9 protein-coding genes are annotated in these 10,056 nt (G+C 73.5%); 7 read left to right on the top strand and 2 right to left on the bottom strand.

The window, feature by feature from the left end; genetic code table 11:
* Positions 1–134 precede the first annotated feature (134 nt).
* Positions 135–992 (bottom strand): hypothetical protein, encoded by an 858-nt coding sequence (locus tag HET64_RS31590; protein WP_215110573.1) that lies wholly within the window; start codon positions 990–992, stop codon positions 135–137.
* A gap of 39 nt (positions 993–1,031) precedes the next feature.
* Between HET64_RS31590 and HET64_RS31585 the strand changes: the two genes are divergently transcribed.
* The 4 genes from HET64_RS31585 to ilvD all read left to right on the top strand — a co-directional run bounded on the left by HET64_RS31585 (position 1,032) and on the right by ilvD (position 5,697).
* Complete coding sequence (locus tag HET64_RS31585; protein ID WP_215110572.1) at positions 1,032–1,982, top strand: Ppx/GppA phosphatase family protein; 951 nt, start codon at positions 1,032–1,034, stop codon at positions 1,980–1,982.
* 241 nt (positions 1,983–2,223) lie between these two features.
* Positions 2,224–3,060: a sugar phosphate isomerase/epimerase gene (locus HET64_RS31580; RefSeq protein ID WP_215110575.1), complete on the top strand. Its 837-nt coding sequence runs from the start codon at positions 2,224–2,226 to the stop codon at positions 3,058–3,060.
* Positions 3,061–3,083: 23 nt separating this feature from the next.
* The gene (locus tag HET64_RS31575; protein WP_215110576.1) at positions 3,084–3,701 is read left to right on the top strand and encodes a TetR family transcriptional regulator; all 618 of its coding nucleotides are present in this window, start codon (positions 3,084–3,086) and stop codon (positions 3,699–3,701) included.
* Between the two features lie 145 nt (positions 3,702–3,846).
* On the top strand, positions 3,847–5,697 hold the full coding sequence (gene ilvD / locus HET64_RS31570; RefSeq protein ID WP_215110571.1) for a dihydroxy-acid dehydratase: 1,851 nt from the start codon (positions 3,847–3,849) through the stop codon (positions 5,695–5,697).
* A gap of 169 nt (positions 5,698–5,866) precedes the next feature.
* Here the strand turns inward: ilvD and HET64_RS31565 are convergent, their stop codons facing one another.
* Positions 5,867–8,041, bottom strand: a complete 2,175-nt coding sequence (locus tag HET64_RS31565) for a protein kinase (protein ID WP_215110574.1) — start codon at positions 8,039–8,041, stop codon at positions 5,867–5,869.
* Between the two features lie 133 nt (positions 8,042–8,174).
* On the opposite strand from HET64_RS31565, the gene HET64_RS31560 reads away from it, so the two are divergent.
* The 3 genes from HET64_RS31560 to HET64_RS31550 form a co-directional block, all read left to right on the top strand.
* Entirely contained in the window at positions 8,175–8,519 is a 345-nt protein-coding gene (locus tag HET64_RS31560) for an SH3 domain-containing protein (protein ID WP_215110570.1), read from the top strand.
* A gap of 44 nt (positions 8,520–8,563) precedes the next feature.
* Entirely contained in the window at positions 8,564–9,100 is a 537-nt protein-coding gene (locus HET64_RS31555; protein WP_215110569.1) for a hypothetical protein, read from the top strand.
* Between the two features lie 130 nt (positions 9,101–9,230).
* Positions 9,231–10,056, top strand: an 826-nt coding sequence (locus HET64_RS31550; protein WP_215110568.1) for an ABC transporter ATP-binding protein, incomplete at its 3' end; no start/stop codon positions are given.

Genomic DNA, 10,056 nt, shown 5'->3' with positions numbered 1-10,056 from the left:
CCCCGGCCCCTCCGCCCCGGACCCGACGGGCTGAGCCCCGGATCCGACGGGCTGAGCCCCGGATCCGACGGGCTGAGCCCCGGATCCGACGGGCCGAGGGGGCCGGGCCGGTCGGGGCGGAGGGCCCGGCGGCCTCAGCGCTTCTTCGGCGCCGGGTGCGGGTCCGCCGGGTGCGGGGCCATCGGCAGCAGCGACGACAGCCGCTCCTCGCAGAGCTCCACCAGCCGGTCGTACCCCTCCTTGCCCATCAGCTCGATCAGCTCCGGGCGGTAGGACACGTACACCGGATCACCGGCCCCGTGCGCCGAGGTGGCCGAGGTGCACCACCAGTGCAGGTCGTGACCGCCCGGACCCCAGCCCCGGCGGTCGTACTCCCCGATGGTCACCTGGAGCACCCGCGTGTCGTCGGGCCGGTCGATCCAGTCGTACGTCCGCCGCACCGGCAGCTGCCAGCACACGTCCGGCTTGGTCTCCAGCGGCTCCTTGCCCTCCCGCAGCGCCAGGATGTGCAGCGAGCAGCCCGCCCCGGCGGGAAAGCCGGGCCGGTTCTGGAAGATGCAGGAGCCCTCCCAGCGGCGCGTCTGGCGTTCGCCGTCCTCGTCGACGCCGACCCACCCCGTCTCCGCGCCGACGTCGTGGAACTGCCACAGCTCGGGAGTGAGCCGGGCCACGTGCCCCGCGACCCGCTTCTCGTCGTCCTCGTCGGAGAAGTGCGCGCCCAGCGTGCAGCAGCCGTCGTCCGCGCGGCCCGCCTGGATGCCCTGGCAGCCGCTGCCGAAGATGCAGGTCCACCGCGAGGTCAGCCACGTCAGATCGCAGCGGAAGACCTGCTCGTCGTCGGCCGGGTCGGGGAACTCCACCCAGGCCCGCGCGAAGTCGATGCCCTTCTCGTCGGACGGATCCGGTCCGTTCGCCTCCGGCTGTGCTGCCTGCTCGTTCGACTTCTGCTTCTTCGTGGCTTTGTCCTGCTTAGCCTTTTTCGTCTTTGGCACGCGGACAGCGTAAGTCCCATGGCGCAGTAGCGTTCCCGTATGAGACTCGGAGTCCTCGACGTGGGATCGAACACGGTTCATCTGCTGGTGGTCGACGCGCACCCCGGCGCCCGCCCGCTGCCCGCGCACTCGCACAAGGCCGAGCTCCGGCTCGCCGAACTCCTCGACGAGGGCGGCGCCATCGGCCCCCTCGGCGTGGACCGGCTCGTGGCGACGATCGCCGGTGCGGTCCAGGCCGCCGAGGACAAGGGGTGCGAGGACGTGCTCGCCTTCGCCACCTCCGCCGTGCGCGAGGCGACCAACGCGGACCTGGTCCTGGAGCGCGTACGGGTCGAGACCGGCGTCGACCTCGCGGTCCTCAGCGGCGAGGAGGAGGCCCGGCTGACCTTCCTGGCGGCCCGCCGCTGGTTCGGCTGGTCGGCGGGGAAGCTCCTCGTCCTCGACATCGGCGGCGGCTCCCTGGAGATCGCCTTCGGCATCGACGAGGAGCCGGACACCGCCGTCTCCCTGCCGCTCGGCGCGGGCCGCCTCACCGGAGCCTGGCTGCCGGACGACCCGGCCGACCCCGAGCAGGTCAGGGCGTTGCGCCGGCACGTCCGGGCCAGCATCGCGCGGACGGTGGGCGAGTTCAGCCGGGCCGGCCGCCCCGACCACGTAGTCGCCACCTCCAAGACCTTCAAGCAGCTCGCCCGGATCGCCGGCGCCGCCCGCTCCACCGAGGGCCTGTACGTCCAGCGGTCGCTGAGCCGCAAGGCGCTGGAGGACTGGGTGCCCAAGCTGGCGGCCATGACGGTCGAGGAGCGCGGCCGGCTCCCCGGAGTCTCCGAGGGCCGGGCCGCCCAGCTGCTCGCCGGGGCCCTGGTGGCCGAGGGGGCGATGGACCTGTTCGGCGTCGAGGAGCTGGAGATCTGCCCCTGGGCCCTGCGCGAGGGCGTCATCCTGCGCCGCCTGGACCACCTCCCCGCGGAACGCGCCGCACTCCTGGGGTGACGTACGGCGGAGCACTCCGCGCCGCACCGCTGGCGTGGTGCACGGCGGCGCACTCCGGGCCCCACCGCTGGGGTGACGCACGACGGCGCACTCCGGGCCCCACCGCTCGGGCGTCGTCCGACGGAACGAGCCGCACCGCTCAGGTGACGTACGGTGACGGGCCCATGGCCCTGATCACTTTCCGCCAGGGGCCCTCGGCGCGGCGCACCCGTGCCCGTACGCTGTCCAGGTGGCAGAACCAGTGGTGCGCATCCCCGATGCGAAGGTCGCCCTGTCAACGGCCTCGGTCTACCCCGAGTCCACCGCGACGGCCTTCGAGATCGCCGCGCGCCTGGGGTACGACGGCGTCGAGGTCATGGTCTGGACCGACCCCGTCAGCCAGGACATCGAGGCCCTGCGCCGGCTCTCCGACTACCACCGGGTCCCGATCCTCGCGGTGCACGCCCCCTGCCTCCTGATCACCCAGCGCGTCTGGTCCACCGACCCCTGGGTCAAGCTCCAGCGGGCCAGGGCTGCGGCCGAGAAGCTCGGGGCCTCCACCGTCGTGGTGCACCCGCCGTTCCGGTGGCAGCGCAACTACGCCAAGGACTTCGTGACCGGGATCTGGCGGATGGCGGAGGAGACGGACGTCCGGTTCGCCGTCGAGAACATGTACCCCTGGCGCTACCGGGACCGCGAGATGCTCGCGTACGCCCCCGACTGGGACGTCACCAACGACGACTACCGGCACTTCACGGTCGACCTCTCGCACACCGCGACCGCCCGCACCGAGGCGCTCGCCATGGTGGACCGGATGGGCGACCGGCTCGCCCATGTCCACCTCGCCGACGGCAAGGGCTCGGCCAAGGACGAGCACCTGGTGCCCGGCCGGGGCGACCAGCCGTGCGCGGAACTGCTGGAGCGCCTCGCCCGTACGGGCTTCGACGGCCATGTCGTCATCGAGGTCAACACCCGCCGCGCGATGTCCTCCGCCGAACGCGAGGCCGACCTCGCCGAGGCGCTGGCCTTCACCCGCCTCCACCTGGCCACCGCCTCCGCCACGGCCGACGACCCGTCCGCGAAGATCCACCGCCCGTGACCGAGGAGCCCGGCCGGCCGCCCGTGACCGAGGACGCTCCCGCCCCGCGCCGCCGGGGCCGCCCCTCCCGCAAGGCCGCGTCCGAGGGTCCCGACGCCCGTACGCGCATCCTGGAGGCGGCCCGTACGGAGTTCGCCGAGCGCGGCTACGACAAGACGTCGATCCGGGGCATCGCCAAGGCCGCGGGGGTCGACGCGGCCCTTGTCCACCACTACTTCGGTACGAAGGACGAGGTCTTCGCCGCCGCCGTCGAGGTCACCTTCGAACCCGCCCTGGTCGTCCACACCGTTCTCGGCGGCCCGCCGGATGGCCTGGGGGAGCGGCTGGCGCGCTTCTTCCTCTCCGTGTGGGAGGACCCGGCCACCCGCTCACCCCTGCTGGCGATCCTGCGCTCCGCGCTGACCCACGAGGCGGCGGCGAAGGTGCTGCGGGAGTTCGTCCTGCGCCGGCTGCTGGAGCGGATCGCCGCGGAGCTGGACGTTCCGGACGCCACGTTCCGCGCCGAGCTGGCCGCCTCGCACATGATCGGCATCGCGACGCTCCGGTACATGATCCGCGCCGAGCCGCTCGCCTCCGCCGACCCGGAGGACATCGTGGCGATGGTCGCCCCCACGCTCCAGCGATACTTGGGCGAGCGCTGAACCCTGGCGGGGGCTGACCACCCACCGGCCGTCGCGTCCCGCATTCCGGACGGGCTGTCCAGATCTTGGATCCGGGGCGTACGCTCGAAGGCAGTCTTTTCTTTAACTGTCGTAGGCAGTCCCCCTGCCGAAGGAGCGAGCGACGATGCCGCAGCTGAGGTCCCGCACGGTCACCCACGGACGCAACATGGCGGGCGCGCGCGCCCTTATGCGCGCGTCGGGCGTAGCGAGCGCGGACATCGGCAAGCCGATCATCGCGGTCGCCAACTCGTTCACCGAGTTCGTCCCCGGCCACACCCACCTCGCCCCGGTCGGCCGGATCGTCTCCGAGGCGATCCTGGCGGCGGGCGCGGTCCCGCGCGAGTTCAACACCATCGCCGTGGACGACGGCATCGCGATGGGCCACGGCGGCATGCTCTACAGCCTGCCCTCCCGCGACCTGATCGCCGACTCCGTGGAGTACATGGTCGAGGCGCACTGCGCGGACGCGCTGATCTGCATCTCCAACTGCGACAAGATCACCCCGGGCATGCTGATGGCCGCCATGCGCCTCAACATCCCGACCGTCTTCGTCTCGGGCGGCCCGATGGAGGCCGGCAAGGCCACCCTCGTCGACGGCACGGTCCGAAAACTCGACCTGGTCAACGCGATCAGCGACGCGGTCGACGAGTCCGTCTCCGACGAGGACATGCTCCGCATCGAGGAGAACGCCTGCCCCACCTGCGGCAGCTGTTCCGGCATGTTCACCGCCAACTCGATGAACTGCCTGACCGAGGTCCTCGGCCTCTCCCTCCCCGGCAACGGCTCCGTCCTCGCCACGCACACCGCCCGCCGGGCGCTCTACGAGGACGCCGGCCGCACGGTCGTCGAGATCACCAAGCGCTACTACGAGCAGGACGACGAGACCGTCCTGCCGCGCGCCATCGGTACCCGCGCCGCGTTCGACAACGCGATGGCGCTGGACATCGCCATGGGCGGCTCGACCAACACGATCCTGCACCTGCTGGCCGCCGCCGAGGAAGCGGAGCTGGCGTACGGCCTCGACGACATCAACGAGGTCTCGCGCCGGGTCCCCTGCCTCTCCAAGGTCGCCCCGAACGTCGCCCCCGGCGGCACGTACTACATGGAGGACGTCCACCGGGCCGGCGGCATCCCCGCCCTCATCGGCGAGCTCCACCGCGGCGGTCTGCTCAACGAGGACGTGCACGCGGTGCACTCCGACACCCTGGCCGAGTGGCTGAAGAACTGGGACGTCCGCGGCGGCTCCCCGTCCCCCGAGGCCGTCGAGCTGTGGCACGCCGCCCCCGGCTGCGTCCGCTCCGCGACCGCCTTCTCCCAGTCGGAGCGGTGGGACACCCTCGACCTGGACGCGGCGGGCGGCTGCATCCGCGACGTCGAGCACGCCTACTCCAAGGACGGCGGCCTCGCCGTCCTCAAGGGCAACCTCGCCGTGGACGGCTGTGTCGTGAAGACGGCGGGCGTCGACGAGTCGATCTGGACCTTCGAGGGCCCGGCCGTCGTCTGCGAGTCGCAGGACGAGGCCGTCGACAAGATCCTCCGCAAGGAGATCGAGCCCGGCGACGTCGTCGTCATCCGTTACGAGGGCCCGCGCGGCGGCCCCGGCATGCAGGAGATGCTCTACCCCACCTCCTTCCTCAAGGGCCGGGGTCTGGGCAAGGTCTGCGCGCTGGTCACCGACGGCCGCTTCTCCGGCGGCACGTCGGGCCTCTCCATCGGGCACGCCTCGCCCGAGGCGGCATCCGGTGGCACCATCGCGCTCGTCGAGGACGGCGACCGGATCCGGATCGACATCCCGAACCGCTCCATCGAACTGCTCGTCGACGACGCCGAACTGGCCACCCGACGCGAGGCGCTGAACGGCGTGTACGCGCCGAAGAACCGCGACCGCAAGGTCTCGGCCGCGCTGCGCGCCTACGCGGCGATGACGACGAGCGCGGACCGCGGCGCGGTCAGGGACGTCTCGAAGCTGGGCTGACGCTCGCGCTGCTCGGGGCCCACCCGCTTTTCCCGGAGCCGCCGGGAGCCTTCCCGGCGGCTCCGCGTGCCCCGTTTCAGCCTCTCCGGCGCCCCCGTGCGGCTCCTCCGGCGATCGAGGAGCGGGGGCCCGGGGCAGAGCCCCGGGAGCCAGAGGGTCGACCCGGGCCTCACCAGCCCCCCGGGTCCGCCCCGTCCACCGCGAACACCGACCCGTCCGGCGCCGTCCCCACGACCGTCCGCCCGGCCGTGACCGGGGCGGGCAGGTCGGAGGCGTAGGCGAGCTTCCCGCCGCTCAGCCGCGCCCGGGTCTGCCCCACCAGCGCACCCCGGTCCGTGTCGACGGCCAGCAGCCGCCCGTCCGCGGCGGAGAAGTACAGGTGGCCGCCTTCCCCGAGCACCGGGGCGGAAGCCCGCCCGACCCCCGTCTCCAGCCGCCACAGCTCGGCCTTCGCCCCGCCCGCCGCGGTGTCGACGGCCAGCAGCGACCCGCCCCGCGCCAGCAGGTACGCGACGTCCCCGGCCATGACCACCTGCGGCCCGTCCAGCGTGAAGGGCAGCGGGACCCGGGCCGACCTGCCGGTCCCTGGCGCGTACCGGACCAGCTCGGTGGTGTCCGAGTTCTCGTCCATCGCCGTCAGCACCAGCTCCCCGGCCCCGGCGGTGCCGACCGGGGTGAGGGCCCCCTCCAGCCTCCGCTGCCAGGAGGCCCGGCCGGTCGCCGCGTCCACCGCCGTGACCAGGGTCGACGTACCGGAGGACGTCTGCTCGAAGGCGTAGGCGAGCCCGGACGCCGCGTCGTACAGGGCGAAGTCGGGCCGGGTGTGCTTCGCCGGCGACCCCTGCCAGCGGGTCGCCCCGCTCGCCCCGTCCAGCGCCGTCACCGTGCCGTCGTCCGCGACGGTCAGCAGGGTGTCGCCCGCCGGGAACGCGCCACCGGGACTCGCGGACAGCGCGGTGTCGCGGACGGCGGTGCCCTTCACCGGGTCGAACGCGCGCAGCTTCCCCTCCGGACCGGCGGACAGCACGACCCCGCCCGAGACGATCGGAGCGTGGGCGGCCGTCCGCGAGGAGGAGGACCGGGCCGACCACAGCACACCCCCGTCCGCCGGATCGATCCTGGCGGTGCCGCCCCCGGCCGCCGAGCAGTACAGCGCACCCCCCGCCCCGGCGGTGGAACAGGCGGGCGTGGCGGTGCCGGAGGTCCGCAACGCGGTACGCCACGGGGTGACGGCGTCGTCGCCCTCACCGCCTCCGGCGCCCGCGCGTTCCGGCTCCGGGCGGCTCGCGTCCGTACCGACGCCCCACACGGCGTACGCCCCGGCGCCCGCACCCGCCACCAGCAGGAGCAGCGCCGCCGCCACGACCAGCCGGACGCGCGGCAGCCGCCGGCGCCGCACCACGGGCGCGGGGCCCACATGCGTGTCCGCCTCCGAACCGTCCCGCTCCCGCGCCGCCGGCACCGCCGCCGCGACCACCGCCCGGCGCCGCTGCGACGGCATGAACGCGTCGGCCTCGTACGACGGGGGCAGCAGCGCCTCCATCACCTCGCCCGGCGTGGGCCGGTCGGCCGGATCCTTCGCCAGGCACCGGGCGACCAGCGGCGCGAGGTCCTCCGGCACTCCGCCGAGGTCCGGCTGGTCGTGCACCACCTGGTACGCCACGATGTACGGGCTGTCCGAGTCGAACGGACCCCGGCCGGTCGCCGCGTGGACGATCACGGCCCCCAGCGCGAACACGTCGGCCGGCGGCCCGACCTCGCGCGGCCGCTGGAACTGCTCGGGCGCCATATAGGGCGGCGAGCCGATCAGCTTGCCCGTCTCGGTGCGCAGATCACTGTCGTACGGCCGGGAGATCCCGAAGTCGATGACCTTGGGGCCCCCGTCGGTCAGCAGCACGTTGCTCGGCTTCAGATCGCGGTGGATCACACCCGCCCGATGGATGTCCCGCAGCGCCTCGGCGAGCCCGGCGGTCAGCCTGCGCAGCTCGGCGGGGGCCATCGGGCCGCTCCGCTTCACCTGCTCGGCGAGCGTGGGCCCGGGAATGTAGAGGGTGGCCATCCAGGGCCGCCCGGCCTCCGGATCGGCGTCGACGACGGGTGCCGTGAACGCTCCGCTCACCCGCCGCGCGGCCGCCACCTCCTGCCGGAACCGCGCCCTGAACTCGGGATCCGCCGCGTACGGCGCGTGCACCACCTTCACCGCGAGCTGCATCCCCGAGGCCGAGCGCGCCAGATGCACGACCCCCATGCCGCCCGAGCCGAGACGGGCCTCAAGACGGTAGGTGCCGGCGTAACTCGGAAACTCCGCTTCCGGATGCGCTCCGGGCTCTCGCAGCGGCGGCATCGCCCACCCCCGTGTGTTCGTGCGCATGCGACGCACGGAGCCTAGTCGATGGTGCGTGCGAGAGGCACGGGGCTTGCTAGCCTGCGCGTCGTACGCGCCTCGCGTACGCGACATCTCAACGGGGGAGGCCCATATGGGCGTTGGAGAGCAGACCGCAGAGCCCACGCGCGACGAGGTGGACGGGGCGGCAGGGGCGGCGGCCGAGCCGAGGGTGGAGACCACCGCGTCCGGCACCCGCTACCCGGTCGCCCCGGGCTACCGGGTCAACGTCCGCACCGGCCCCGGCACCAGCTACCGCATCGTCAGGACCATGCCGTACGGGCAGAAGATCCCGATCTACTGCCAGAAGCCGGGGGAGACGGTCACCGGCCCGTACGGCACGTCGAACCTTTGGGACAACATCGCCAACGGCCAGTTCGTCGCGGACGCCTACGTCTACACGGGGCGTGACGGGTACGTCGCACCGCGCTGCGACTGACGGCTTCGCCGGGACACCCGGGGGCTGCGGGGATAATCGACCTCGTGAGCGAGAACAGCGCAGCCCCCGGCACCCCGCCCGCCACGGACACGGCCCCGGGCCCGCGGCCCGAGCCCATCCGCTTCTTCGGCACGACCTGGGTCGACCACGACGGCGGTTACGGCCTCCGGCGGGCCGGCGTCGCCGTCGGCTCGCTGGCCGCCGCCGTGGCCGCCTGCTTCCTCCTGCGCTTCGCCTACGAGGGGCTGGAGATCGCGGAGGTCGGGGGCATCGTCGGGATGCTGGTGATCGGGATGTTCTCCGTCTGCAGCGCCATCGCGTTCCGCAGGACCTGGGAGGGCTTCGGCGCCCGCCCGAAGGACCCGGACCGCGAGGACTCCCTGCGCGGACTGAAGTCGATCGGCTTCATCGGCTCGCTCCTCGCCTACTTCGTCCGCTCGCTCACCGAGGCCCCGGGCGAGAAGCTGCGCCGCACCGAGTACGAGAAGGCCCGCGTCCAGTTCGAGAAGCGCCGCTCGACCCGGACCGGCAACCCGGCGGCCCGCAGGACCTCCGGCCGCAAGCGCCCGAAGCGCGGCTGAGGGCCTGCCCGCCCGCCCGGGAGACGACTCAGCAGCCCGCCGGCACCGTGTCGGCGGGCTGAGCGCTTTCGTCCCGCGACCCCTCTCCTACCCCTTGACGGGCGGCCCTGTCGGGCGAAGAATTCATCACATGATGAATTACAAACCCGGGGCCACACCGGCCGAGCCCCCGACGCACCCACCACCCCCGGCGATCGAAGCCCGCGGCCTCACCGTCGTCCGGGGCGACCGCACCGTCCTGCGCGCCCTCGACTTCACCGTCCGCCCCGGCAGCATCACCGGCCTCCTCGGCCCCTCGGGCTGCGGCAAGACCACCCTCATGCGCACCGTGGTCGGCACCCAGGCCAGGGCCACCGGCACCCTCGACGTCCTCGGCCGCCCCGCCGGCGACCCCGCACTGCGCAGCCGCATCGGGTACGTCACCCAGGCGCCCTCCGTCTACACCGACCTCACCGTCCGGCAGAACCTCGACTACTTCGCCGCCGTCCTGCACCCCGGCCGCGCCCACCGGGACGCCCGCCGCGACGCCGTCACCCGCACCATCGAGGACGTCGACCTCACCAGCCACGCCGACGCCCTCGCCGGGGCGCTCTCCGGCGGCCAGCGCAGCCGCGTCTCGCTGGCCGTCGCCCTCCTCGGCACCCCGGAGCTCCTGGTCCTGGACGAACCGACCGTCGGGCTCGACCCCGTACTCCGCCGCGACCTCTGGGACCTCTTCCACCGCCTGGCCGCCGACCGCGGCACCGCACTCCTCATCTCCTCCCACGTCATGGACGAGGCCGAGCGCTGCCACCGCCTCCTCCTGATGCGGGACGGCCTGATCCTCGCCGAGGACACACCCGACGCACTGCGCCGCCGCACCGGCACGGAGACCGTCGAGGAAGCGTTCCTCCACCTCGTCGACGCGCACCCGGCCGACGAAACCGCGCCACCCACCCCGCCCCTCACCCGGGAGG

Source organism: Streptomyces sp. McG3, from assembly GCF_018619185.1.
Taxonomy (GTDB): Bacteria; Actinomycetota; Actinomycetes; order Streptomycetales; family Streptomycetaceae; genus Streptomyces.
The sequence above is the reverse complement of the archived record's forward strand: the minus strand, read 5'-3'. Positions and strand labels throughout refer to the sequence as shown.

Excerpts from the sequence above, each read along its gene's own strand:
- ilvD (WP_215110571.1), top strand. The coding sequence starts at position 3,847 with ATGCCGCAGCTGAGGTCCCGCACGGTCACCCACGGACGCAACATGGCG.
- HET64_RS31565 (WP_215110574.1), bottom strand. The coding sequence starts at position 8,041 with ATGCCGCCGCTGCGAGAGCCCGGAGCGCATCCGGAAGCGGAGTTTCCG.
- HET64_RS31560 (WP_215110570.1), top strand. The coding sequence starts at position 8,175 with ATGGGCGTTGGAGAGCAGACCGCAGAGCCCACGCGCGACGAGGTGGAC.
- HET64_RS31585 (WP_215110572.1), top strand. The coding sequence starts at position 1,032 with ATGAGACTCGGAGTCCTCGACGTGGGATCGAACACGGTTCATCTGCTG.